28 protein-coding genes and 1 riboswitch are annotated in these 24,206 nt (G+C 66.3%); of the genes, 13 read left to right on the plus strand and 15 right to left on the minus strand.

Annotation, left to right across the window (positions count from 1 at the left end; translation table 11 throughout):
* The 4 genes from BST47_RS22080 to BST47_RS22095 form a co-directional block, all read right to left on the minus strand.
* The coding region (locus tag BST47_RS22080) for a transglycosylase family protein (protein ID WP_165799837.1) at positions 1-528 on the minus strand (528 nt) is incomplete at its 3' end.
* A 10-nt stretch (positions 529-538) separates the two neighbouring features.
* Positions 539-722, minus strand: a riboswitch (cyclic di-AMP (ydaO/yuaA leader).
* Between the two features lie 250 nt (positions 723-972).
* Positions 973-1,221 (minus strand): MoaD/ThiS family protein, encoded by a 249-nt coding sequence (locus BST47_RS22085; protein ID WP_083127923.1) that lies wholly within the window; start codon positions 1,219-1,221, stop codon positions 973-975.
* Positions 1,222-1,259: 38 nt separating this feature from the next.
* Positions 1,260-2,309, minus strand: a complete 1,050-nt coding sequence (gene moaA / locus BST47_RS22090) for a GTP 3',8-cyclase MoaA (protein ID WP_083127804.1) — start codon at positions 2,307-2,309, stop codon at positions 1,260-1,262.
* Entirely contained in the window at positions 2,306-2,710 is a 405-nt protein-coding gene (locus BST47_RS22095; RefSeq protein ID WP_083127805.1) for a YccF domain-containing protein, read from the minus strand. The genes moaA and BST47_RS22095 overlap by 4 nt, the downstream gene beginning before the upstream one ends.
* 145 nt (positions 2,711-2,855) lie before the next feature.
* Here BST47_RS22095 and BST47_RS22100 point away from each other — a divergent pair, with 145 nt between their 5' ends.
* Positions 2,856-3,266 (plus strand): cold-shock protein, encoded by a 411-nt coding sequence (locus BST47_RS22100; RefSeq protein WP_083127806.1) that lies wholly within the window; start codon positions 2,856-2,858, stop codon positions 3,264-3,266.
* A gap of 29 nt (positions 3,267-3,295) precedes the next feature.
* Complete coding sequence (locus tag BST47_RS22105) at positions 3,296-4,300, plus strand: glutathione S-transferase family protein (protein WP_083127807.1); 1,005 nt, start codon at positions 3,296-3,298, stop codon at positions 4,298-4,300.
* Here BST47_RS22105 and BST47_RS22110 read toward each other — a convergent pair.
* Both BST47_RS22110 and BST47_RS22115 read right to left on the minus strand, forming a co-directional pair.
* Positions 4,285-4,779, minus strand: coding sequence for a DUF2771 domain-containing protein (locus BST47_RS22110; protein ID WP_083127808.1), 495 nt, complete (start codon positions 4,777-4,779; stop codon positions 4,285-4,287). The genes BST47_RS22105 and BST47_RS22110 overlap by 16 nt on opposite strands.
* Positions 4,776-6,491: an MFS transporter gene (locus BST47_RS22115; protein ID WP_083127809.1), complete on the minus strand. Its 1,716-nt coding sequence runs from the start codon at positions 6,489-6,491 to the stop codon at positions 4,776-4,778. The genes BST47_RS22110 and BST47_RS22115 overlap by 4 nt, the downstream gene beginning before the upstream one ends.
* Before the next feature lie 88 nt (positions 6,492-6,579).
* Between BST47_RS22115 and BST47_RS22120 the strand changes: the two genes are divergently transcribed.
* A complete protein-coding gene (locus tag BST47_RS22120; RefSeq protein WP_083127810.1) occupies positions 6,580-7,377 on the plus strand; it encodes a DUF3027 domain-containing protein in 798 nt (265 codons plus the stop codon).
* On the opposite strand, the gene BST47_RS22125 is transcribed toward BST47_RS22120, so the two are convergent.
* A complete protein-coding gene (locus BST47_RS22125; protein ID WP_083127924.1) occupies positions 7,374-7,829 on the minus strand; it encodes an SRPBCC family protein in 456 nt (151 codons plus the stop codon). The genes BST47_RS22120 and BST47_RS22125 overlap by 4 nt on opposite strands.
* 27 nt (positions 7,830-7,856) lie before the next feature.
* Positions 7,857-8,096 (minus strand): DUF2530 domain-containing protein, encoded by a 240-nt coding sequence (locus BST47_RS22130; RefSeq protein ID WP_083127811.1) that lies wholly within the window; start codon positions 8,094-8,096, stop codon positions 7,857-7,859.
* 60 nt (positions 8,097-8,156) lie between these two features.
* Between BST47_RS22130 and BST47_RS22135 the strand changes: the two genes are divergently transcribed.
* From BST47_RS22135 to BST47_RS22145, 3 genes are read left to right on the plus strand one after another with little or no spacing between them, the layout of a single operon-like run.
* Entirely contained in the window at positions 8,157-8,588 is a 432-nt protein-coding gene (locus BST47_RS22135) for an Rv0880 family HTH-type transcriptional regulator (protein WP_083127812.1), read from the plus strand.
* Positions 8,589-8,624: 36 nt separating this feature from the next.
* Entirely contained in the window at positions 8,625-9,440 is an 816-nt protein-coding gene (locus BST47_RS22140; RefSeq protein ID WP_083127813.1) for a TrmH family RNA methyltransferase, read from the plus strand.
* Positions 9,437-9,709, plus strand: a complete 273-nt coding sequence (locus tag BST47_RS22145) for a DUF2537 domain-containing protein (RefSeq protein WP_083127814.1) — start codon at positions 9,437-9,439, stop codon at positions 9,707-9,709. Before BST47_RS22140 ends, BST47_RS22145 begins: the two co-directional genes overlap by 4 nt.
* A 26-nt stretch (positions 9,710-9,735) precedes the next feature.
* Here BST47_RS22145 and BST47_RS22150 read toward each other — a convergent pair whose 3' ends face one another.
* The 3 genes from BST47_RS22150 to serC form a co-directional block, all read right to left on the minus strand.
* Positions 9,736-10,548, minus strand: a complete 813-nt coding sequence (locus BST47_RS22150; protein WP_083127925.1) for a TIGR03620 family F420-dependent LLM class oxidoreductase — start codon at positions 10,546-10,548, stop codon at positions 9,736-9,738.
* Between the two features lie 40 nt (positions 10,549-10,588).
* Positions 10,589-11,380 carry a septation protein SepH gene (sepH, locus tag BST47_RS22155; protein ID WP_083127815.1) on the minus strand — a complete coding sequence of 264 codons (792 nt, stop codon included), beginning with the start codon at positions 11,378-11,380 and terminating at the stop codon, positions 10,589-10,591.
* Between the two features lie 85 nt (positions 11,381-11,465).
* Positions 11,466-12,578, minus strand: coding sequence for a phosphoserine transaminase (serC, locus tag BST47_RS22160; protein WP_083127816.1), 1,113 nt, complete (start codon positions 12,576-12,578; stop codon positions 11,466-11,468).
* Positions 12,579-12,752: 174 nt separating this feature from the next.
* Here serC and BST47_RS22165 point away from each other — a divergent pair, with 174 nt between their 5' ends.
* The 3 genes from BST47_RS22165 (at position 12,753) to BST47_RS22175 (ending at position 16,195) form a co-directional block, all read left to right on the plus strand.
* Entirely contained in the window at positions 12,753-13,214 is a 462-nt protein-coding gene (locus tag BST47_RS22165; protein WP_083127817.1) for a CAP domain-containing protein, read from the plus strand.
* A gap of 253 nt (positions 13,215-13,467) precedes the next feature.
* Positions 13,468-14,496 (plus strand): AurF N-oxygenase family protein, encoded by a 1,029-nt coding sequence (locus BST47_RS22170; protein WP_083127818.1) that lies wholly within the window; start codon positions 13,468-13,470, stop codon positions 14,494-14,496.
* A 7-nt stretch (positions 14,497-14,503) separates the two neighbouring features.
* On the plus strand, positions 14,504-16,195 hold the full coding sequence (locus BST47_RS22175; RefSeq protein ID WP_083127819.1) for an FAD-dependent oxidoreductase: 1,692 nt from the start codon (positions 14,504-14,506) through the stop codon (positions 16,193-16,195).
* Between the two features lie 153 nt (positions 16,196-16,348).
* Here BST47_RS22175 and BST47_RS22180 read toward each other — a convergent pair whose 3' ends face one another.
* Entirely contained in the window at positions 16,349-16,804 is a 456-nt protein-coding gene (locus BST47_RS22180) for a VOC family protein (RefSeq protein WP_083127820.1), read from the minus strand.
* Between the two features lie 224 nt (positions 16,805-17,028).
* Here BST47_RS22180 and BST47_RS22185 point away from each other — a divergent pair, with 224 nt between their 5' ends.
* Positions 17,029-18,525, plus strand: a complete 1,497-nt coding sequence (locus tag BST47_RS22185) for a glycosyltransferase family 39 protein (protein ID WP_083127821.1) — start codon at positions 17,029-17,031, stop codon at positions 18,523-18,525.
* Position 18,526: 1 nt separating this feature from the next.
* Here the strand turns inward: BST47_RS22185 and BST47_RS22190 are convergent, their stop codons facing one another.
* From BST47_RS22190 to BST47_RS22200, 3 genes are all read right to left on the minus strand, one after another.
* A complete protein-coding gene (locus BST47_RS22190; protein ID WP_083127926.1) occupies positions 18,527-19,372 on the minus strand; it encodes a glycoside hydrolase family 16 protein in 846 nt (281 codons plus the stop codon).
* A gap of 85 nt (positions 19,373-19,457) precedes the next feature.
* On the minus strand, positions 19,458-20,063 hold the full coding sequence (locus BST47_RS22195; RefSeq protein WP_420094059.1) for a maleylpyruvate isomerase N-terminal domain-containing protein: 606 nt from the start codon (positions 20,061-20,063) through the stop codon (positions 19,458-19,460).
* 2 nt (positions 20,064-20,065) lie between these two features.
* Positions 20,066-21,184 carry a citrate synthase 2 gene (locus BST47_RS22200; protein WP_107529057.1) on the minus strand — a complete coding sequence of 373 codons (1,119 nt, stop codon included), beginning with the start codon at positions 21,182-21,184 and terminating at the stop codon, positions 20,066-20,068.
* A gap of 126 nt (positions 21,185-21,310) precedes the next feature.
* On the opposite strand from BST47_RS22200, the gene pdxH reads away from it, so the two are divergent.
* From pdxH to BST47_RS22215, 3 genes are all read left to right on the plus strand, one after another.
* Positions 21,311-21,970, plus strand: a complete 660-nt coding sequence (gene pdxH / locus BST47_RS22205) for a pyridoxamine 5'-phosphate oxidase (RefSeq protein WP_083127927.1) — start codon at positions 21,311-21,313, stop codon at positions 21,968-21,970.
* Positions 21,971-22,104: 134 nt separating this feature from the next.
* Positions 22,105-22,755, plus strand: coding sequence for a TetR family transcriptional regulator (locus BST47_RS22210; RefSeq protein WP_083127824.1), 651 nt, complete (start codon positions 22,105-22,107; stop codon positions 22,753-22,755).
* Between the two features lie 105 nt (positions 22,756-22,860).
* On the plus strand, positions 22,861-24,156 hold the full coding sequence (locus BST47_RS22215) for a citrate synthase (protein WP_083127825.1): 1,296 nt from the start codon (positions 22,861-22,863) through the stop codon (positions 24,154-24,156).
* Positions 24,157-24,206 lie beyond the last annotated feature (50 nt).

Genomic DNA, 24,206 nt, shown 5'->3' on the forward strand with positions numbered 1-24,206 from the left:
AGGCAGTGGTGCACCCGGGGGTGGCGGCGGCGGAACGGGTGCGGCCAACGCGTCGAACGGCGCGGGTGGCGGCGGAGGCGGCGGGGGAGCGAACGGATTCGGCGGCGGAGGCGGCAGCAGGTTGTTCAGGTTGTCGATCGCGTCGTCGACCACATTGCGCGGTGTGGGGCCAGACAGCGGACCACCACACGACGGCCATGCGCCCTTGCCCTGACCGGCGAGCACACGCTCGGCGACGGCAATCTGCTCTTCCTTGCTGGCCAGGTACGCGGCAGGCGCGAACTCGCCGCCGCCGTGGCCCGACCAGGTGCTCGGGGAGAACTGGAGTCCACCGTGGTATCCGTTGCCGGTGTTGATCGCCCAGTTGCCACCAGATTCACACCTGGCGACCTGATCCCATTCGCCGTCGGTGGCGGCGTTGGCCTGTCCGGCGAGGGCAAGGCCCCCGGTGCCGATGACAGCGCCTGTGAAGGCGATCTTCGCGACGTTTACGGCCGATGCAGTGGGCTTACGATGCCGTCCACTCATAGGTGCGTTGGTGTCCTCTCTTTAAGCGCCCGCGAGGTCAGCTGTCGGGTTCGGGCTGGAGAGGTTGCCCGGCCGGCGGCGTCGAGACGACGCCGGCTTCACCCCAAGGAGCCGAAATCTGCTCCAGGTCCTTCCGTTTCGGTGGACCGGTGGGTCCCCCGCCTCCGTCCAAAGTTGTTCGTCGTTGACTGGGTCCCGACTGGACGGAGCTCGGCGCGATCGGGGCACAGCGGGTCACCCGATTGAGGTCGAGGGACTTGGGAGTTGACGGTAATGCGTATGCCCGTGAGCGTCATCTTTTGCAGATAACGGCGTTTTCGCCTTGGGCAAATCCTAAAGGAGCTCTAAACCCGCAGGAAATTTTGGCGTTCTTGCAGGTGCTTCCGGCGCTCCACCTGTCCGTAGCCAGTCTGTGATCATTTCGTTATGTGATGCAAATCACCATCATCCGCCGGCGAAGGGCGGAAGAACGTCGATCGTAGCGGCGTTCGTCAACGCCACGTCGGCGTCGCGCACGGCCACGCCGTCGCGCAGAAACGAGCAGCGCATCAATACTTTCGCGAGATTCTGGTCGCGCGCGCCGAGTTGCGCGACCAACTCGGTGAGCGTCGTGCGCGGACGAAGCCGGATCGTCTCCACTTCGTTACCCGCGGCGGCCCTCGCGGCGGCGAAGAACCGAACAGTCACCTCGATATCAATGGAACTCGTGGTCCTGGAAGTAGAGGTCACGCCTACCCGCCGATTGCGCTCATCGGACGATCCGGCTGGACGAAGCCAGGGTCATTGATGCCGTGTCCGGCGGCTTTGGCCCACATCGCGGCGCGCCAGGCGGCTGCCAGGCCGTCGTCGTCGGCGCCTGTCCGCATCAGGTGACGCAGATCCGTCTCCTGTTGCGCGAACAGACAGTTGCGAACCTGGCCGTCAGCGGTCAGGCGGGTGCGGTCGCACGCCGAGCAGAACGCGTGCGAGACCGAGGCGATGACGCCCACCAAGCCGCGGTCACCGTCGACCCGCCACAGTTCGGCGGGCGCCGAACCCCGCGGCTCCGTGTTCGGCGTGAGATCGAAATGGCGGCGCAACGCGGCGAGGATGTCATCCGCACTCACCGCCCTACCGCGCTGCCACTGATGGTCCGCGTCGAGCGGCATCTGCTCGATGATGCGCAGCTGGTATCCGTGGTCGATACAGAACCGCAGCAGTTGCACGGCGTCGTCCAGACCCGTCTCCGGGTCGAGAACCGCGTTCACCTTGACCGGGTCGAGCCCGGCGGCTTTGGCGGCCGCGAGGCCTTCGAGCACGTCGCTGAGCCGGTCGCGGCGGGTGATCCGGCTGAACCGCGCGGCGTCCACGGTGTCCAGTGACACGTTGATCCGGTCCAGCCCGGCGTCCTTCAGCTTCGCGGCGCGCCGGGCAAGCCCAATACCGTTGGTGGTCAACGTGATCTCGGGCCGCGGCCGTAGTGCGGCGGTGGCGGCGACGATGTCATCGAGATTCTTGGCGACCAACGGCTCGCCGCCGGTGAAGCGCACGCTGGTGATGCCCAGCCGCGTCACGGCGATGCGTAGCAGGCGGATCAGCTCCGCCGGTGCCAGCAGCTGATCGCCCGGCAGCCAGTCCAGCCCATCGGCGGGCATGCAGTAGGTGCAGCGCAGGTTGCACCGGTCGGTCAGCGACACGCGCAGGTCGGTGGCGATCCGCCCGAAGGTGTCGACGAGTGGACCATCGGTAGGCGCGGGATCGGCCGGGCCCAGCGAGGGCACACCCAGGTCGACGACCGTCATGCGGCGGCTCCGATCGGCGGGTTCACTTGGTCGACCGGGACGATCTCCTTGCCCAGCGGCAGCAACGAGACCGGGATCATCTTGAGGTTGGCCAGCGCCAGCGGAATGCCGACGATGGTGATCGCCATGGCGGCCGCACTGACGAGATGGCCGATGGCCAGCCAGATGCCGAACAGGATGACCCAGATGATGTTCCCGATCAGCGCACCCGGACGCGTCCCCGGCATGTCGACGACGGTTCGGCCGAACGGCCACAGCGCATAGGACGCAATGCGCAATGACGCGAAGCCGAACGGGATCGTGATGATGAGGATGAAGCAGATCAACGCTGCCAGCAGATAGCCCAACGCCAGCCAGAGACCGCCGAAGACCAACCATATGACGTTCAGGATCAGGCGCATCTTTTCCCTCCAGCGGTCGTTCCAGCCTACCGAGTAAAGGGGGTGAGGGCGGTTCGAGGTCCGAGTAGGATCACCCGAGACGCGTCCCTGCGCACGGGACGCTTTCCTTTTGTTGGGCTCTTCGGAAGACAAGCAGGTGAGACCAGTGCCGACCGGCCGGGTTAAGTGGTACGACGCCGAAAAGGGCTTCGGCTTTCTGTCGCAGGAGGAGGGCGAGGACGTCTACGTCCGCTCGTCCGCGCTGCCGTCCGGCGTCGAGGGGCTCAAGGCGGGACAAAAGGTCGAGTTCGGGATGGCCGCCGGCCGTCGCGGCCCGCAGGCGCTGAGCGTGAAGATCATTGACTCGCCGCCGAGCCTGACGCGCACCCGTCGTGAGGCGGCCGCCGCCGAGCACAAGCACACCCCGGACGAGCTGCACGGCATGGTCGAGGACATGATCACGCTGCTCGAGGGCGCGGTTCAGCCCGAGCTGCGCAAGGGTCGCTACCCCGATCGCAAGGTCGCGCGGCGGGTGTCCGAAGTGGTGCGCGCGGTCGCAAGCGAGCTCGACGCCTGAAACCTCGCGCTCGGGGGCATGCTGGAGACATGAGCTATGTCGCCAGCGGTGGCGATTTCAACCGCGACACGAACTACATCACCACGCGAATCACCGCCGACGGTCGCGACGGGTATCCCGTCGAGGCCGGCCGGTACCGATTGGTCGTCGCGCGGGCCTGCCCGTGGGCCAACCGCACGATCATCGTGCGGCGGCTGCTGGGGCTCGAAGACAGTCTCTCCATTGGCTTTTGCGGTCCCACCCACGACGAGGACAGCTGGACGTTCGACCTGGACCCCGGCGGCGTCGACCCGGTGCTGAAGATTCCGCGCCTCAAGGACGCCTTCCTCAAGCGGTTCCCCGACTACGAGAAGGGCATCACGGTGCCCTCGATCGTCGACGTGCCGACGGGGGAGGTGGTGACCAACGACTTCGCGCAGATAACGCTGGACTTCTCGACCGAGTGGACGAAGTTCCACCGCGAGGGCGCGCCGCAGTTGTATCCGGAACATCTGCGCGACGAGATCGACGAGGTCGCCAAGCGCGTCTACACCGAGGTGAACAACGGCGTGTACCGGTGCGGATTCGCCGGCTCCCAGGACGCGTACGACAAGGCCTACGACCGGCTGTTCACCGCGCTGGACTGGCTTTCCGAGCGGCTAGAGAATCAGCGATATCTGGTCGGCGACACCATCACTGAGGCCGATGTCCGGCTCTTCACGACGCTGGCCCGCTTCGACCCCGTCTATCACGGCCACTTCAAGTGCAACCGCAACAAGCTCTCCGAGTTGCCGGTGTTGTGGGCCTACGCCCGCGACCTTTTCCAGACCCCCGGCTTCGGCGACACCACCGATTTCGTGCAGATCAAGCAGCACTATTACATCGTGCACAAAGACATCAATCCCACGCAGGTCGTGCCGAAAGGCCCGGATCTGTCCAACTGGTTGACCCCACATGGACGGGAAGCGTTGGGCGGCAGTCCGTTTGGCGACGGCACTCCGCCGGGACCGACGCGCGACGGCGAACGTGTGCCCGCCGGTCATTCAGCGGGCTGAGGCCAGACGGTTCGCACCGACCACTCCGCATGCCATGCCGGCAACTCGTTACCGTCCTGGTCGACGACGATCGTGGGCAGCTGCACGACGAAGCCGGTGAGCTTTCCACGATGCGGGTCGACGGTCGGGATGGTGACCGCCAGCGTGCTGCCAGGCGTGAACTCCTCGAGCACGTCGGAGCCCTCGTACGTGCGGCCGAGCAGCCAGGGTGCGTCAGAGATCGCCGGCGGCACCGACAGTTGCACCGGGTGCCGCCCGTCGACAGCGAGTTCGCCTATCGTTTGCGCGTTTTCGCAGTCGTTGAGGTTCACGACGTCGCAATAGCTGTACGGCCCGATCCGTACGAGCTGTCCATCGGTGTAGGCGCTGATCTCCGGGTGCTCGGGCGGCGGATGCTGGGCCAGCCGCCAGATCAACACACCCGTGGCCGCGGACGCGATGACGACCACGACCGCCAGTATGGCGAGAACGCGTTTCACTCCGGTGCCACCGCCGCATTGTCCGGGCGCCGTCCGCCCTCCTGTTCGGCCAGGACGGGACGGTTACCGCCGAGGCCGGGGATCAGCGAGTCACCGCGATAGCTCACCACCGTCTGCGCGAGACCCAGGATCAGGACCGCGCTGACACCGGTGAAGCCAACCCACAACTGGGTGTAGATCAGTACGCCGATCGCGCCGCCGGCGACCCAGGCCAACTGCAACAACGACTCTGAACGACCGAAGGCCGACGCGCGGGACCGTTCGGGCAGGTCATCCTGCAACGACGCGTCGAGCGACGCCTTCGCGATCGCGCTCGCGCCCGAAGTGATCAGCGTGCCGATCGCAGCCACCAGCAGATTGCCTGCAATGGCGGTCGCCAGCGCGCTCGCGGTGACCGCGATGGTGCAGCGCACGACCATCTGTGCCGGGTGGCCGAGCTTCATCCGCGCGCTGGCCAGGTTGCCGATGAAGTTTCCGATAGCCGCTGCCGCACCGATCATGCCGAGGATGCGCAGCTGTTCCCAACCGCTGGCGTCATGCGATTTCGCGTAAAAGGCCGGGTAGAGGAAGAGGAAGCCCACCATCACCTTGATGGTGCAGTTACCCCACAGCGCGGTGATCGTGTTGCGGCCCAACGGTTGTCGTGCCGGGGCCGAGTTGTACGGTTCTGGCTCGCGGCGCAGCTCTCCGGTGCGACCGTGATAGCTCAGCGTCGCAGGCACCTCCCCCTCGGTCACCTCGACCCACTTCGGGATCCGCATCGACAGTGCCGCGCCCGCCACCGAGACGGCGACGACGACGTACAGCGCGCCGGGCAATTCCAGTACGCGGAAGAGATACTGGGCCGCCGCGGCAACCGCGCCGCCGACCATCGTTCCACCAAGCAAGCCGAACATCGTCAGCCGAGAGTTCACCCGGACCAGGTCGATGGTCGGCGGTAGCACCCGCGGAGTCACCGCGCTGCGCAACACGCTGAATGACTTGGACAGCACCATCATTCCCAATGCACACGGGTAGAGCACCCACGGCGGGAAGCTGCCGGTGGCACCGTCGAAGTTGGCGATCAACACCACCACAAGCCCGGTGCGCAGGATGAACGACGTCGCGAGTGCGAGCCGGCGGCCGTGCTGCAGCCGATCCAGGGCGGGTCCGATCAGGGGAGCGATGACGGCGAACGGCGCGATCGTGATGAGCAGGTACAGCGCCACCTTGCCCTTGCTCTCGCCGGAGGCCGCCGCGAAGAACAGCGTGTCGGCCAGTGCGACGGCCATCGCGGCGTCGACGGCGAAGTTGGCGACCACCGGCCACGTCAGCGCGGTCAGCCCGGACTTGTCGGCGCCGTCGGCCGTAGCAGCGCGGTGCACCAGGCCGTACATCTTGGAGCCCATTTCGCGGCTGCGCTGGGCGGCCGCTCTGGTCACCGTGATCCGTTCGCCGGCCCCGGCGCCGACGGAGCCGTGCGGGGGTCCGGATGCGCGTGACCGTGCCGAATCATCGAGCGGTGGCAGCCACCGGTTGGCGCTCGGCGTGGGATTCGGCCGCGCCCGGCGGTGGCCGCCGGCGCCGGGATTACTGGGGTAGTTGGCCATCCCCGGGTGTTCCTGGCCGCCGGCGGGCGGGCGCGGCGGGTAATAGCCGGGCGGGTTGGGCGGGAGACCGCCGGACTCACGCGAACCCGCCCGATCCCTGTCGTCACGACGCGGTCCGGTCACAGAAAAGATTGTCCCCCATCGAGGCCACAGCGCACGTGCAGGCGACCGGTGTGGCTACTTGCCGGCGGCTACGGCAAAATCAATACCGATGGACAGCGTGACGGAATTCGCCGAGAACGGCGTGGCCTCCCCTGGCGGGGATGCCGTGCCCCGGCCTGACCTGGAGACGGTGCTGCTGGGCTCCGTCGACGACGCGCGTGCCGCGATCGTCGAGTTCAGCGGTGAGGACACCGTCGGGGAGTATCTCGGCGCCGGTTTCGACGATCCGACCGCGGCCACCCACAGGTTCCTCGCCGACATGCCTGGTTATCGCGGCTGGCAGTGGGCCGTCGTCGTGGCCGCGTGCCCGGGCGCCGATCACGCCACCATCAGTGAGGTCGTGCTGGTGCCCGGTCCGACAGCGCTGCTCGCGCCGAAGTGGGTGCCCTGGAACGAGCGCGTCAAGCCCGGCGACCTCAGCCCCGGCGATCTGCTCTCTCCGCCCGCCGACGACCCCCGGCTCGTACCAGGCTTCATGTCCAGCGGGGATCCCGAGGTCGACGAGGTAGCCGCGGAAGTGGGCTTCGGCCGTAGGCAGGTGCTCGGCCCGTGGGGACGCGCCGACGCCGCGCAGCGCTGGCACGACGGCGAGTACGGCCCCGGTTCCGCGATGGCACGGTCGACGCGCCGCGTCTGCCGCGACTGTGGTTTCTATCTCCCGGTGTCAGGATCGCTCGGGTTGATGTTCGGAGTGTGCGCCAACGAGATGTCCGCCGACGGCCACGTGGTCGACGCTGAGTACGGCTGCGGTGCTCATTCGGATACGCCCCAGCCGCCGGGCAGCGGTTCACCGCTGTTCGATCCCTACGACGACGGAGTACTCGACCTGACCGAACCGGCCGATTAGCTTTCGGCGGCGGCCTTGATCCGCGACAACGATTCGTTCATCCCGTCGACGAGTTCGCGCTCGAAACTGGGCACTCCGCCCATCAGTGCATTGACCGACATGTTGGAGAACGCCGTCACCCCGTTCTCGGCATGTCGGCTTTCGGTCAACCGGGTGCCGGTCGCGGTCGGTTCGAGCTCGTAGCTCCAGACCGTCCCGTTCTCGTTGACGCGGAATGCGAGCTTCTGCTCCGGGATGAATTCAGTGATGCGGCTGGTGGTGGGCCACACCAGGTATTTGCGCCGGTTGAGGTTGATCGTTCGGCTTCCCTGGCGTACCGGGCCGCCGAGTGTCTTCATCAGCCGGCACTGCGGGCTCCACTGGGGCATCTTGCTCAGATCGGAAACCAGCGACCAGACCTTCGTCACCGGCGCGTTGATGTCGATTTGAGCTTGCAACAGCGGCTCTGCCATCGCTACCTCCTTGCGTGTCATGAGAATTCAGTCGAGTCCGCTCTGCGCGCCGCGCGACCCGCGGCGCACCGCCCGACGCTGCCACAGAAAGATCGATGTGCCAAGCACGCCGACGCCCAGCCCGGCGATCGCGAATGGCCGACAGCCGTGCAGTGCGGGCACCGTGAAGGCGAACAACGTGGCGATCAGCCAGCCCGTCGTGATCACAGCGATCACCGGCCACGGCTTCAGCAGGGCAGGCGGCAGGGCGGGTGGTTGCGGGGTCATCGATTGAAACCTAACCCATAACCCTCCTTTTCTTCAGCACTGCTATGTACTCTTTGCCTCGTGAAAGAACCCGACGGTCGCTTGGCGAGCGATCTGTCGCTCGCGGTCATCCGCCTGGCCCGCCAATTGCGCTTCCGACGACCGGATTCGCATGTATCGCTCTCTCAGCTGTCGGCGCTGTCGACCCTCGCCAAGGAGGGTCCGATGACGCCGGGCGTGTTAGCCGAGAAGGAACGCGTGCGTCCACCTTCGATGACTCGGGTGATCGGATCGCTGTGCGAACTAGGTCTCGTCGCGCGGATGGCGCATCCCGACGACCGGCGCCAGGTGCTGGTGTCGGTGTCACCGGCGGGTGTCGAGCTGATCGAGGCCGAGCGCCGCGCGAGCCAGGAGTGGCTGTCGCAACGGCTGGCCAAACTCGATCCCGAACAACGTGAGGCGCTCCTGACCGCCGCAGACCTGATGTCGGCGATAGTGGACGAAAGCGCGTGAGCGGTATCCGGCGGGCACGAGCGTAGCGAGCGGGGATTGTCAGAAGTAATCGACGTCGCCGACCCCGCAGATCCGCGGCTGGACGACTTTCGCGATCTCAACAGCGTGGACCGCAGACCTGACCTGCCGACCGGCAAGGGCCTGGTCATCGCCGAGGGTGTGCTGGTCGCGCAGCGCATGCTCGTATCACGGTTCACGCCGCGGGCCCTGCTCGGCACCGACCGGCGGCTGGCAGAACTGGCCGCCGACCTGGACGGAGTCGCGGCGCCGTACTACCGCGTGAGCGCCGACGTGATGGCCGACGTGGTGGGTTTTCATCTCAATCGCGGAGTGTTGGCATCGGCGTCGCGCCCACCCGAGCTGACGGTGTCGCAGGTGATCGAGACCGCCAGGACGATCGCCGTTCTCGAGGGCGTAAACGATCACGAGAACCTCGGATCGATCTTCCGCAATGCCGCCGGCCTCGACGTCGACGCCATCGTGTTTGGCATGGGATGCGCGGATCCTCTGTACCGGCGTGCCGTCCGCGTGTCGATGGGACACGCCCTGCTGGTGCCCTACGCATGGGCGGTTGATTGGCCGGGCGATCTGGAGATGTTGCGGGACAGCGGCTTTCGCCTGCTGGCGATGACACCCGACCCATCGGCGCGCACACTGTCTGAGGCGATGACCAGTATGGCCGATCATCGCGTAGCGGTGCTTGTCGGCGCGGAGGGACCGGGGTTGTCCGAACGTGCGATGCGGGCCAGTGACGTGCGGGTGCGCATCGCGATGTCGCGCGGCACCGACTCGCTCAACGTCGCCACCGCCGCAGCGCTGGCCTTCTATGAACGGGTTAGATTGAACCGGTGACCGACGATTCGACTCCGTGGGCGATGGGCCTGACGGTGTCCGCGTTCGTCGCCGCGGTCGTCGGTGCCGCCATCGTCGTACTGAGCGTGGGACTGATGAGGGTGCACCCGATGTTGGCCGTCGGCCTCAATCTGGTCGCCGTCGGCGGGCTGACGCCGACCGTGTGGGAATGGCGCAAGCGACCTGTCTGGCGCTGGTTCGTTCTGGGCGCCGCCGTCGGGGTGGCCTGCGCATGGGTCGCCGCCATCGCTATCGCCCTTGCGGGATAACGGGATTCACCTATTTGACTGCCGGCTCAGCCGGCGTGTATCAGCGCCTCAGCCAATCGCACCCGCCATGCCGCCAAATCGTCGACTCCGAGGATGCGTAGCACGACCTGATCGGCACCTTCCTCGCGATACTGGGCGACGCGCGACGCGATCGACTCGACGTCACCCCAGGCGGTGATGTTGTCCAACAGCTGATCGCTCACCTCGTCGATATCGGTCTCGGAGAACCCCAGCCGCAGCAGATTTCGTCGATAACCGCCGACCTTGGTCAGAAATCGCAGTGGCTCGGCGGCCGCGCTCCGCGCCTGCTCCCGGTCCGTGACCGGGATGACCATCAACAGCACGGCAAGGTGCCGGGCGTCACCCAGCATCTGGCGGGCGGCGGCGACGTACGACGGAGTCACGAGGAACGGGTATGCGCCTCCGGCGCGGTCGCGGGACAGCGCAAGCATTCGTGGTCCCAGCGCGGCGAGGATGCGTGAATCCGCGGGTATCCCCGCGCCGTCCAACTGATCGAGGTAGGCGCTCAGCGTCGCCAGGGGATGCGCATTGCGTGCGCCGCCGAGCCCGACGATGAAGCGCCCGGAATGATCCTCAGCCAGGGCGGTGTAGGTGGCGATGACATCGGCCGCGGGAACGACGGAGACCGGAATGATGCCCGTCGCAACAAGAATCGCGTCGGTTGCACGCACCGCGGCATCGACCATTGTCAGGTTTCCCGACCGCCACAAGGTGGAGAAGCCGAGACTTTCGGCGTGCCGCGCCTCGTCGGCCACCACGGTCGAATCGTCGGTATAGGGATAGCCGCTGGCAAGGCCGATGGGTCCGAGCGTGGTCATGGTCACACGCTAGGACCTCAACGAAAGTTCAGGTCAAGCGTCAGCGCTGGCCGCTGGACCGCACGCCGAGCAGCACGTCCTCCCACGCGGGCACTGCCGGCTTGCCCTTGCGTGCGCGTGGCTTGGGTGCGGCAGGCGGTGCCGGTTCGGGCTCGACCACAGGCTCAGGGAGCGGCTCCGGCTCGTCCTCCAGCGCGAAATGCGGGACCGCGGCAACCGGGCGCAGGGGGCGCGCGAAGTTCGGGTCGATGAGCTCGGACGCCGAGTCGTCGAGTGCCGTCACGGTGCCGCCATGAGCGCCGGGGGTGAACCGGAAGTGTGCGATGTTGTCCGACAGGCCCGCCTTCCACGCCATCTGGACGGTCCAGCGTCCGTCTTCGTTGCGCCAGGCGTCCCAGTTGGTGTCCTCGGCGCCCAGTCCGCGGGCGATCAGCGACGTCGTCACCGTCTCCAGGAGCGTCAGGATCGAGGGGCCGTCGGCCAATATGGGATGCGCCGCAGTTGCCAGCTCGGCCGCCCTCGAGCGTTCAAGCAGGACCGGATGAGCAAATCTCTCGACCCGTGCCAAGTCGACTCCCGAGGCCGCCGCAACCTGCTCGACGGATGCGCCCGCGCGGATTTTTGCCTGAATCTCTTTGGGACGCAGCACGTTTGGAACCTCGTCGTTGGTTTGAGATGCACTTCGCGAAGGAGTAGAACCGGTCTTGTCACCGCGCACTGCGGCCCGCAAGCGGTCGTCGGGGAACAGGATGAACTTCTCGCCGGAGCCGTCGGCCTCGCAGATAATTCGGTTGCCATCGATGTCCAGTCCGACGACTCTGAGTTCCCGCATCACGACCTCCTCCGGGCTGACACCAGGCCCGATTAGAGGACCCTACTGTGTTATCTGCCTGTTACCGGGTAGACACGCGGGCAGGTCAGAGGCGTTCTACGACCCAGTCGATGCAGGCGGTCAGGGCACTGACGTCATCGGGATCGACGGCGGGGAACATGCCGACGCGCAGCTGGTTGCGACCGAGTTTGCGATAGGGCTCGGTGTCGACGATTCCATTGGCTCGAAGTGCCTTGGCGATCGCCGCAGCATCTACGGAATCGGTGAAATCGACGGTGCCGACCACCTGCGACCGTAGCTCGGGGTCGGCGACGAAGGGCGTGGCCACCTTCGACGCCTCGGCCCAGCTGTACAGCCGCTGCGACGAGTCGGCGGTGCGCTTGACCGCCCAGTCCAGTCCGCCGTTGCCCAGCATCCATTCGAGCTGATCGGCGAACATGATCAACGTGCCGATCGCCGGGGTGTTGTAGGTCTGGTTTTTGAGGCTGTTCTCGATCGCGATCGGGAGCGACAGGAACTCGGGCACCCAGCGGTCCGACGCCGCGATGGCCTCCACGCGGGCGAGCGCGGCGGGGGAAAGGATCGCGATCCACAGGCCGCCGTCGCTGGCGAAGTTCTTCTGCGGTGCGAAGTAGTAGGCGTCGGCGTCGGCGATATCGACGGGCAGGCCACCGGCCGCCGAGGTGGCGTCGATGGCGATCAATGCGCCATCTGAGCCTTCTGGTCGCTGCACGGGAACCGCTACGCCCGTTGACGTTTCGTTGTGCGCCCACCCGATGAGGTCCACCGACGGATCCGATTGTGGTTTGGGTGCGCTGCCTGGATCGGCCTTGACGACGACCGGGTCCCCGACGAACGGATTCTTGGCCACCGCCGACGCGAACTTGGCGCTGAATTCGCCGTAGGTCAGGTGCAGTGAGCGCTTGTCGATCAATCCGAACGCGGCCGCGTCCCAGAACGCGGTGGTGCCGCCGTTGCCGAGGATGACCTCGTAGCCGTCGGGCACCGAGAAGAGTTGACGCAGCCCGTCACGCACTCGGCCGACGAGGTTCTTGACCGGCGCCTGCCGGTGCGACGTCCCGAATAGGTCGCCCGCGGCGGCGAGGGCCTGAAGTTGTTCGGGGCGCACCTTCGACGGTCCGCAGCCGAAACGGCCGTCGCGAGGTTTGAGGTCGGCGGGAATCGTCAGGTCGGCCATGGGGACAAGAGTAGTGACCCCGGCTGCGGGCCTTCCGCGGGGAGGGCATGCAGAAAATGGTGAAAAAGTGGGTAAAGAACACACAGTGGAACCATTTTGTATCCATAATGTGATCTGTCGGGGACTGAGCCCATTGGGGGGCACGTGATCAGTCATGGGAAAGTTTCGACCCTCATGCCGGTGTGTGCAGCGGCGATGGTGGTGTTCGGTTCGATAGCCGCTGCGGCGCCCACGCAGGCTTCCGGAGACGAGGGCGGCGCGGTGCTCAGCGAGATCAACGCGACGCGCGCGGCAAGTGGATGCGGTCCGGTGGCACCCAATCCGCAGCTGACTGCGTCGGCGGCACGGCACGCCAACGACATGCTCAGGAGCGGGGTCCAGGCGCACACCGGTTCGGACGGCTCCTCTGTTGTCCAGCGCGTCACCGACGCCGGCTATACGTCATTCGAGGATCTCGGCGAAATCGTGTTTTGGGCCAATGGCCCCGGCGGTTCGCCTGCTGCCGCGGTGAATTGGTGGATGAACAGTCCGGGCCACCGCGCGGTCATCACCGACTGTGGCATGACCGATGCGGGATTCTCGGCCGTCAGAAGCGGCAGCATGTTGACCGTTGCTGGCGACTTCGCGAAGAGGTAGACGCCCGGCCATTCTCAGTTGGTCAGGATGCGAGCCCCGTCGGGGGTGACCGCCACGGTGTGCGCGCTGTGCGCGGCGCGGCCATCGAATCGATCTCGTCTCGCGTTTCAGCTCGACCATGTGTGGTCTCCATCACAAAACGCGGCGTTCGGCCTGGTGTGCCACATGCCAGAAAGGGGTATTCACGGTATGCGATACCTGCGGTACCGTGTTTGACAATCAAGGCTCGTAGACCTCACCGAGGAGGTGTCGAATGGCAGTCAAGGAAGCCCGGACACGCATGGTCCGGCGCTGGCGGCGCAATATGGATGTCACCGATGACACTGCATACGTCGACATGCTCACCACATTGTCCGAGGGGTCGGTGCGACGCAACTTCAATCCGTACACCGACATCGACTGGGACTCCCCGGAGTTCAAGGTGGTTGAGAACGACGAGCGCTGGATCCTGCCCGCGACCGACCCGATCGGGAAGCACTCCTGGTATCAGTCGCAGTCGAGAGAGCGCCAGATCGAGATCGGCATGTGGCGCCAGGCCAATGTCGCGAAGGTCGGTCTGCACTTCGAGTCGATCCTGATCCGCGGGCTCATGGAGTACGCCTTCTGGACGCCCAACGGATCACCGGAGTACCGGTACTGCCTGCACGAGGCGGTAGAAGAGTGCAACCACACGATGATGTTCCAGGAGATGGTCAACCGCATCGGTGCCGATGTGCCCGGTATGCCGCGCATGCTGAAGTGGATTCAGCCAGCCATCCCGCTGGTCGCGGGGCCGCTGCCGATCCCGTTCTGGTTCGGCATTCTGGCCGGCGAGGAGCCCATCGATCACACCCAGAAAAACGTATTGCGCGAGGGCAAGACGCTGCATCCGATCATGGAGCGCGTGATGGCCATCCACGTGGCCGAAGAGGCGCGGCACATCTCGTTCGCGCACGAATACCTGCGTAAGCGGGTTCCTGACCTGCCGCGGCGGAAGCGGTTCTGGTTGTCGCTCTATGTTCCGGTCGTGATGCGCGTGCTGTGCTCGGCGATCATCGTGCCGCCGCGGGCGTTCTGGAAGGAATTCGATATCCCGCGGTCGGTCCGCAAGGAGATCTTCTTCAAGTCACCCGAGTCGCGGCAGATGTTGCGCGACATGTTCGGCGACGTCCGGATGCTCGCCCACGACACCGGTCTGATGAACCCGCTCGCGAAACTGATCTGGCGGATGTGTCGGATCAGCGGCCGGCCCAGCCGGTACCGCAGCGAGCCTGCCCGCCAGCATCTGGTGTCGGCCGCGTAGGGCGCCCATGCCTCACGTGATCACCCAGTCGTGTTGCAGCGACGGGTCCTGTGTCTACGCCTGTCCGGTGAACTGCATCCACCCGTCACCGGACGAGCCGGGCTTCGCCACCGCGGAGATGCTCCACATCGACCCGGTCGCGTGCGTCGACTGCGGCGCGTGTGTCTCGGCGTGCCCGGTCGGGGCCATCGCGCCCGATACCCGGCTCGAGCCCGCGCAGCTGCCGTTCATCGAGTTGAACGCGTCCTTTTATCCCAAACCCGAGGGCAAGCTGCCGCCGACGTCCAAGCTGGCGCCGGTGCTCGAGGCGCCGTTGGTCCGGCCACGCTCCGGTGGGCCGTTGACCGTCGCGATCGTCGGCTCCGGGCCGGCGGCCATGTACGCCGCCGACGAACTGCTGACGCAGCGCGGTGTGCGGGTCAACGTCTTCGAGCGGCTGCCGACCCCGTACGGTCTCGTGCGCGCCGGGGTGGCACCCGACCATCAGAGCACCAAGCGGGTGACAGCGCTGTTCGACAAGGTGACGAAGCTGCCGGGCTTCACGTTCTATCTGAACGTCGACGTGGGATCGGATGTCACGCACGCCGACCTGCTGGACCACCACCACGCGGTGCTCTACGCCGTCGGTGCGCCCAACGACCGCCGGCTCGACATCGCCGGGATCGGTCTGCCCGGCACGGGAACCGCCACCGAGATGGTCGCGTGGTTCAACGGCCACCCTGAATTCACCGATCTTCCAGTCGATTTGAGCCACGAGCGGGTGCTTGTCGTCGGCAACGGCAACGTGGCGTTCGATGTGGCCCGCATTCTGACCACCGACCCCGATGTGCTGGCGCGCACGGACATCTCCGACCACGCGCTGGCCGCGTTGCGCGGCTCGAAGGTCAACGAGGTCGTCGTCGCCGCCCGCCGGGGTCCGGTGCACTCGGCCTTCACACTTCCGGAACTGATCGGGCTGACCTCGGTGTGTGATGTGGTGCTGGACGGCGCCGACCATGATCGGGTCATCAGTGACCTCGCGACGGCCACAGATCCCTTGACGCGCAACAAGCTCGAGATCCTGTCGAAGCTCGGCGATGCTGGACCGTGCGGGCGGCCGCCCGCGCACAGGCCCCGCATCCGGTTGGCTTTTCAGTTGACGCCGGTACGCATCCTCGGTGAGCAGCGTGCGACGGGTGTCGAGTTCGCGGTGACCGGCACCGACGATGTTCACCGCATCGACGCCGGCCTTGTGCTGACCTCGATCGGCTACCGCGGCAAGGCGATTCGCGACCTTCCGTTCGATGACGAGGCTGCGGTGGTGCCCAATGACGGCGGCCGGGTCATCGATCCGGCGTCGGGTGAGGCCGTGCGCGGCAGCTACGTGGCGGGCTGGATCAAGCGTGGCCCCACCGGCTTCATCGGTACCAACAAATCGTGCGCCGGCGAGACGGTGCACAACCTGGTCGCCGATTACAACGCGGGGATGCTCGCGGATCCGGCCGGCAAGCCGGCCGCACTGGACAAGCTCGTGCGAAGCAGGCGGCCCGACGTGATCGACGTTGCGGGGTGGAAGGCCATCGACGACGCGGAGATCGCACGCGGCGGCGAGCATAGGCCCCGCGACAAGTTCACGACGATTGCCGACATGCTTGCCGCGGCGGCCGACGCACCCGCGCCGTCGATGCGCGAGCGCGTGCTCGCCGGCCTGCGTCGCTAGGTTCGCTAGCGACTTTGTCGCTGAAGTGTTGCGGCCCAGGGCTTGTCGGACCGGGCGCCACTTGCTGGCGCTACGCCGTGCGGCAGCCCGGCCGGGCGGCATACTCCCGCCTTCCGGGGGCCGCAGGTGCTGCCGGCGTTTTCTTCCGAGCCGTTACTGGTGCTGTTTGATGGCTTCGTCGATCTCGTCCTGACTGACCTCGCGTATCGGCTGGCCCATTGACCACAGATGACCGAACGGGTCACGCAGTTCGCCGTAGCGGTCACCCCAGAACATGTCGTCGAGTGGCATCACCACGGTCGCGCCGGCGTCGATCGCCTGCTGGAACTTGGCATCGACATCCGTGACGGTGAGATGAACGGTGACTGGTGATCCGCCCAGCGCCTCCGGCGTGACCGACTTGCCGTCGTTCATTTCGGGAAAGTCATCGTTGAGCATCACCAAGGCTCCGTTGATCCGCAGAGCGGCATGAAACAGCCTCTTGCCGTCGGGCCCTGGTACCCGGCCCAGTTCCTCGGCGTTGAACGCCTTGACGTAAAAATCGATGGCTGCCGCACCGTCACTGACGGTGAGCATTGGGGAAACTGCTGGTTGGACGTCGATTGCCATGAGCGAGCTCCTCGATTAGTGGTTTTCCCTCGCGGGCTACCAGTACGACTCGTCGGACGGGCCGAACTCATCGCACCGACTCGATGCAATCACCGGCCACCGACAACCCCATGCGATTTCGGCGCGTGTGGTCACTCAGGGTGACTGAGCACGCCGAAATCGCGAGCTGCGTCTGGCAACATAGCGGCGTGCTTGGGCGGGGAGTCCTGACGAGACCGAAGACCATGGTGTTCGATTCCCTCGTCGTCGGGGTGTTCGCCGCCGCGCTCAGCATCGTCGGCGCGGGCCGGCCGTCCTTCTGGTACGACGAGGCGGCGACGATCTCGGCGTCGTACAGTCGCTCGCTGGGTCAGCTGTGGCACATGATGGGCAACGTCGACGCCGTCCACGGCCTCTATTACGTGCTCATGCACGGCTGGTTCACGATCTTCGGACCGACGGAGTTCTGGTCGCGCGTCCCCAGCGCGCTGGCCGTCGGCGGTGCTGCGGCGGGCGTCGTGGTGCTGGGCAGACAGTTCTCGACGCGCACTGTCGCACTGAGCGCCGGTGTCCTGTGCGCGATCCTGCCGCGCGCGACGTGGGCCGGAATCGAGGCGCGGCCGTACGCGCTGACGATGCTGGCCGCCGTGTGGTCGACTGTTCTGCTGGTACACGGTGTGCGCCGCAACAACGACTGGATCTGGCTCTGCTACGCGGCGGCCATGACGGCGTCGATCCTGCTCGACGTGTACCTCGCGCTGATGTTCCTGGTACACGCCGTCTTCCTGTGCTTTCATCGTCCGCCCCGGACCGTCGTCGTACGGTTCGCCGTCGCCATGGTGTGCACATGTCTGGCGGTGGCGCCGTTCGTGCGGCTGGCCGTCGGTCAAGCGCACCAGATCATCTGGATCTCACCGGTGGGCCGCCGGACCGTCGAAGACGTGGCCGTTCAGCAGTACTTCGAGAGAAGCCCGTTGTTCCTGATCGTCTCCTGCTGTGTCGCCGTCGCAGCGATCATCTTGTGGCGCTTCACATCTGCGGAACTTTCCGGGCCGGATCGCCAGTTGTTGGCCGTGGCCATCGCGTGGCTGGTGGTCCCCACCGCGTTGATCCTCGGCTGGTCGGCCCTGGTGCATCCGATCTACACACCGCGGTATCTGTGCTTCACCGCACCGGCGATGGCACTCGCACTGGGGGTGTGCGTTGGCGCCTTGGCGGTCCGGCCGTGGGCAGTCGCCGTCGTGCTGGCCGTCTTCACTGCTGCGGCAGCGCCCAATTATCTTCTGGTGCAACGCAGTCCGTATGCGAAATACGGAATGGACTACAGCCAGGTCGCCGACCTCATCGAAGCGAAGTCCAAGGGCGAGCCGGGTGAGTGCCTGCTGGTGAATGACACCGTGACCTTCATGCCCGCGCCGATGCGCCCCCTGCTCGCGGCCCGGCCCGATGCCTACGACAAAGTCGTCGACATCAGCCTGTGGCAGACGGCGGTCGAGCGCGACGACGTCTTCGACACCAACCTGATACCGGAAGCGTCGGTAGGTCCTCTGAACGTCTGTCGCGTCCTGTGGATCATCACGCAGGCCGACCCGACACGGCCTGCCCACGAACAGAATCCGGCGATGGAGCCGGGCCCGCTATTCGGCGGCACCCCGGCCTTCGCCGTAACGCGTGAAACCGGCTACCGGCTGTTGGAGCGCTGGCAGTTCAACCTGGTTCAGGTCATCAAAGCGGAGCGATGAGTTACCAGACGCGGAGGTAGTCGACGAGCATGGACGCCGGGAACACGCCCGCAGCCGGGTTGCCGCCACCGGGCCCACCGACGGCGAGGGTGAACATCGGCTGCATCCAATAGCCGGGAATGCTGAAGGGCCACCGGAGATCACCGGGCCGGCCCGACACGGGGATCGGGTTGGGCGGCACATGGAAGTACGGTTCGGCACCATCGACGTAATCCCGCCAGAACGTGAAACCGTCCTCGCCCCAGTGCATTCGCCAGGTGTGCCAGGCGGTGTCGACCATGCCTGGAATCGACTTGCCCTCCCAGGTCTTACCGTTGGACGCGGCGTGCACCGTGGTGCCGGGTGGCCACTGGTTGTTGCCGTACCACTCGAAGACGTCGACCTCACCGTCGGGCAGCGGATCCTCGTTTACGGCCCAGAACGCCGGCCAGCAGCCGGGGGTAAGGCAGTCGAGCTTGATCCGCGCTTCCCACGTCTGGTTGATCATGCCGCGCCAGATGCCGCGCAGCTTGGCGCCGTAGTAGGTGCCCATCTCGTTGGTGGCCATCATCACCAGGTTGGAGTTGCCGTCCTGGAAGATGTTGCGGCGATCGTTACGGTAGATGCCCTGAACCGGCGGGTAGACCTCGTCCTGCCAGGTCTGGATCAGCCACTTGGCCGGGTCGGGCGCCGATCCGGCCGGGCCGTCGAACTCATCGTGGAATATGTAGGTTCCCGGGTCGGCAGTCGGCGGCTGCGTCGGCAGCGGCGCGCGCTTCATCGGGCTTGCCTGGGCTTGGGCGACGGGGATCGTGGCTGCCAACACGCCAAGACCCGCCATCATCGTCATCATGTTGCGGCGATCCATCTGGTGCACCCGCCCACCCTAAAAGGAAGTTCACAGGTTTGGGTTCATTTCCGGGTCGCCCGTGTTGTATCTAACCTTTGCCGGCTCACACCACGGAGAACGACGGCGGCAACGCGGAGCGACCCGTCAGTGCCAGTAGCAGCGACTCTCCTCGGCCGGTCGCAATGGCCGTGCGCGTCGCGATGTCGAGGGCCTCTGCGAGTACGTCTTCGGAGACCTGGAACCAAATGTCGACCGCCCTGGCGATGTCCATCCCGTGTACGGCCAGTTCGAAGACCCGGGTAGGTAAGTACGCGCCCAGTCGAATTCCCAGGCCGCCAATGACCTTGATCAACGGATCGCCGTGGACCGCTGTGAGCGCGCCAAGCACGTCTGAGACCAACGCGTCGACGGCGGCCGTCGGATCTGAGCCGAGATCCCTGCCCGCCTGTCTGCCGCGCTCGGCGACATCGGCGGGATCGATGCCCAGCGCCGACGGCGTCACCCGCACGTAGTACTCCTGCGGAGTCGCGATGTCCTCCCGGTCCGCGGTGGTCTGCAGGTAGCTGAGCACGGTGGTCAGCGAGCGCGACGTGTGGCCCACGAGCGCGCGGACGTCCCAGTCGCCCAGTCCGGGCTGGCCCCACGCGCCGGCCGGAATCTCGCGCACCAGCGCGGCGAAACTCGTCGCCGCCGCACGGTACGTTTCGATCGTCACGACCGGGCGACTTGGTCCCAACCCTCGACCGACTCCGGGCTGCGGGGGCCCGGGCCGACGTAGATCGCGGCCGGGCGCACCAGCTTGCCGAGCCGCATCTGCTCGAGGATGTGCGCACACCAGCCGGCGGTGCGACCGCAGGTGAACATCGCGGGCATCATCTGGGTCGGTACCTGAGCGAAGTCCAGGATCACCGCCGCCCAGAATTCGACGTTGGTCTCGATCGCGCGGTCGGGACGGCGTTCGCGTAGCTCGGCGAGCGCGGCCTGCTCCAGCGCGGACGCCACCTCGAAACGGGGCGCCCCCAACCGCTTGGCGGTGGCCCGTAGCACCCGCGCCCGCGGGTCCTCGGCGCGGTAGACGCGGTGGCCGAACCCCATCAGCTTTTCCTTGCGGTCGAGGATGCCCTTGACGACCGCCCGCGCATCGTCGGTCTTCTCGACCTCCTCGATCATCGGCAGCACGCGGGCCGGCGCACCGCCGTGCAGCGGTCCGCTCATCGCGCCGATGGCTCCGGACAGCGCCGCCGCGACGTCGGCACCGGTCGAGGCGATCACGCGGGCGGTGAACGTGGACGCGTTCATGCCGTGCTCGGCAGCCGACACCCAGTAGGCGTCGATCGCCTCGACGTGCTTGGGATCGGGCTCACCCTGCCAGCGGGTCATGAATCGCGCTGTCACGGTGGAACATTCGTCGACGACCCGCTGCGGAACCGCGGGTCGATAGATGCCGCGTGCGGACTGCGCGACGTAGGACAGTGCCATCACTGACGCGCGGGCCAACTGGTCGCGCGCAGTCTGTTCGTCGATGTCCAGCAGCGGCGCATACCCCCAGATCGGGGCGAGCATCGCCAGGCCGGCCTGGACGTCGACGCGGACATCGCCGCTGTGAATCGGCAGCGGGAACGGTTCGGCGGGCGGCAGGCCGCGGCCGAACTTGCCGTCGACCAGCAGCGCCCACACGTCGCCGAAGGTGACGTGCTGGCTGACCAGATCGTCGATGTCGACGCCGCGATAGCGCAGCGCGCCGCCATCCTTGTCGGGTTCGGCGATCTCGGTGGTGAAGGCGACCACGCCCTCGAGTCCGGGTACGAAATCCTCAGGAACCGTCGACACCGTAGTCATGGGCAAAATTCTCGCACCCGCCGCCGCGCCATTTACTACCGGTCGGTAATGGGTCGGCGAACCGCGCAGGCGTAGCGTGAGCGCGTGGCACCTCGCGACGACGACCATCTGGCGAGAATGCGGGTCGAGTACGGCTCGGTGGAGAAGGACGGCAGCGGCGACCTCGACGCGGACTGGCTCGCCGACGGCTGGGTTGCGCTGCTGCACAAGTGGTTAGCCGACGCCGAACGCGCAGGGGTGGCCGAGCCCAACGCGATGGTGGTGGGCACCGTCGACGCGCGCGGACGCCCGTCCACCCGCTCAGTGCTCTGCAAGAGTGTCGACGCCGACGGCATCACCTTCTTCACCAACTATGACTCCGCCAAAGGCGAAGAGCTGGCCCGGACGCCGTACGCATCGGCGACGTTTCCCTGGTACCTGCTCGGCCGCCAGGTCCACGTCCGGGGACCGGTCACGAAGGTTTCCGCCGAACAGACCGCGGACTACTGGTCCAAGCGCCCGCGGGGTTCGCAGCTGGGCGCCTGGGCGTCGCACCAGTCCGCGCCGATCGCCTCGCGTGCCGCGTTACTCGAGCAGCTGGCCGAGGTGACCCAGCGGTTCGCTGATCTCGACGAGGTGCCGGTGCCGCCGAATTGGGGCGGATACCTCATCTCTGCCGAGGTGGTGGAGTTCTGGCAGGGCCGGGAGAACAGGGTGCACAACAGGATTCGTGTCGTCACCGATGCCGAGCTGCCGATCACCATGCACAACAGCCGCATCGAGCGGTTACAGCCGTAAGTGCTCCGGCCGGATTCCCCGCCGGCGGTGGCCGGCGATCCCAGCGACGACAAAGTGTGACCTAGGGGGCCAATTGTCGGAGGGTGCCACTTTTCTCAGCGGCCTCTTACGTTGGCTGGCTAGCATCCGAGTTCGTGTCTGATCTCAGCGGGGAGGCAACCCTCGGGCTGCGGGAACGCAAAAAGCAACGCACCCGTGCCACCCTCATCGACGCTGCGGTCGACCTTTGCGAACGCCAGGGGTTCGATCGCACCACCGTCGACCAGATCGCCGCCGTGGCCGACGTCTCGCCGCGCACCTTCAGCCGGTACTTCGCCACCAAGGACGCCATTGCGCTGGCCCTCATCGACGAGGTGCTGGAACAGACAGCCGTCGAACTGGCCCGCCAGCCGCTCGACGTCAACCATTTCGAGGCGCTGCTGAACGCCTATCTCGCGATGGCCAATGCGGCGAAGATCGCGCCGGCCGGCGAGCTGTCGGCGGACCGGGTGATGTGCATCGTGCGGATCATCTTGTCGTCGTCGGCCTTGCGGCAGTCTGCACTGGAGTACCGCGGAAACGCCATCGACGCGGAACTCGCCAGGCGGATGGGACTGGGCATCGGCGATCGCGCGCCACGGCTGGTCTCCGCGGTGTGGGGTTCGATGCTCATGACCGCGCTGACCGGTCTGGCCGCAAGCGGCCAGGACGGTACCCAGCTGACGATCGACGACGTGGCCGCCCATCTGGAAGACACATTCGCCGAGTTCACCAGGCTCATGACGGGCAATCGGCAGCCGGTCTGAACGTCTGGCGGCCCCCCCTCGGGCGGGATCGTTGGAATGGGACTACCTTTTGAGGGACAGACACGACATGTTCTCGATATTCCTTGCAACGTAGAAGGGATCCCCGTGGCCGAAAAAGACGAGCATGCCACGCTCAACTACCCCGGTGGCGAGCTTGAATTGGACGTCGTCAAGGCCACCGAGGGCTCCGACGGCATAGCCCTGGGTTCGCTGCTGGCCAAGACCGGCTACACCACGTACGACGACGGCTTCGTCAACACCGCGTCGACGAAGAGCGCCATCACCTATATCGACGGCGACGCCGGCATCCTGCGCTACCGCGGCTATCCCATCGAGCAGCTCGCGGAGAAGTCGAACTTCATCGAAGTCAGCTACCTACTGATCTACGGCGAGCTACCGACCCCGGATCAGCTCGAGGCGTTCACCACCCAGATTCAGCGGCACACCCTGCTGCACGAGGACCTCAAGCGGTTCTTCGACGGCTTCCCGCGCAACGCGCACCCGATGCCGGTGCTGTCCAGCGCGGCGAATGCACTGAGCGCCTACTACCAGGACTCGCTGGATCCATTCGACGACGAGCAGGTCGAACTGTCGACGATCCGGTTACTGGCCAAGATGCCGACGATCGCGGCGTACGCATACAAGAAGTCGGTCGGCCAGCCGTTCCTCTACCCGGACAACTCGATGAGCCTCGTCGAGAACTTCCTGCGAATGACGTTCGGTCTGCCGGCCGAGCCCTACGAGGTCGACCCGGAACTGGTCCGCGCCCTCGACATGCTCTTCATCCTGCACGCCGACCACGAGCAGAACTGCTCGACGTCGACGGTGCGCCTGGTCGGCAGCTCGCAGGCCAACCTGTTCACCTCGATCTCCGGCGGCATCAACGCGCTCTGGGGTCCGCTGCACGGCGGTGCCAACCAGGCGGTGCTCGAGATGTTGGAGAAGATCCGCGTCGGCGAAAACGACGTGCAGACCTTCGTCAAGAAGGTCAAGAACAAGGAAGACGGCGTCAAGCTGATGGGCTTCGGCCACCGGGTCTACAAGAACTACGACCCGCGGGCGCGCATCGTCAAGGAGCAGGCCGACAAGATCCTCGGCAAGCTCGGCGGCGACGACGAGCTGCTGGACATCGCCAAGGAGCTCGAAGAGGTCGCACTCACCGACGACTTCTTCATCGAGCGCAAGCTGTACCCGAATGTCGACTTCTACACCGGCGTGATCTACCGGGCGATGGGCTTCCCGACCCGGATGTTCACCGTGCTGTTCGCCCTGGGCCGGCTGCCCGGGTGGATCGCGCACTGGCGGGAGATGCACGACGAGGGTGGCGGCAAGATCGGCCGTCCGCGCCAGATCTACACCGGGTACACCGAGCGCGACTACGTCGACACGGGCTCACGGTAGGCACACCCCGCATCCGCCGAACGTGGGTTACCCGCACGCTTCGGGCGGCC

The sequence above is a fragment of the Mycolicibacterium tusciae genome, assembly GCF_002086795.1.
GTDB classification, from domain to species: Bacteria; Actinomycetota; Actinomycetes; order Mycobacteriales; family Mycobacteriaceae; genus Mycobacterium; species Mycobacterium tusciae.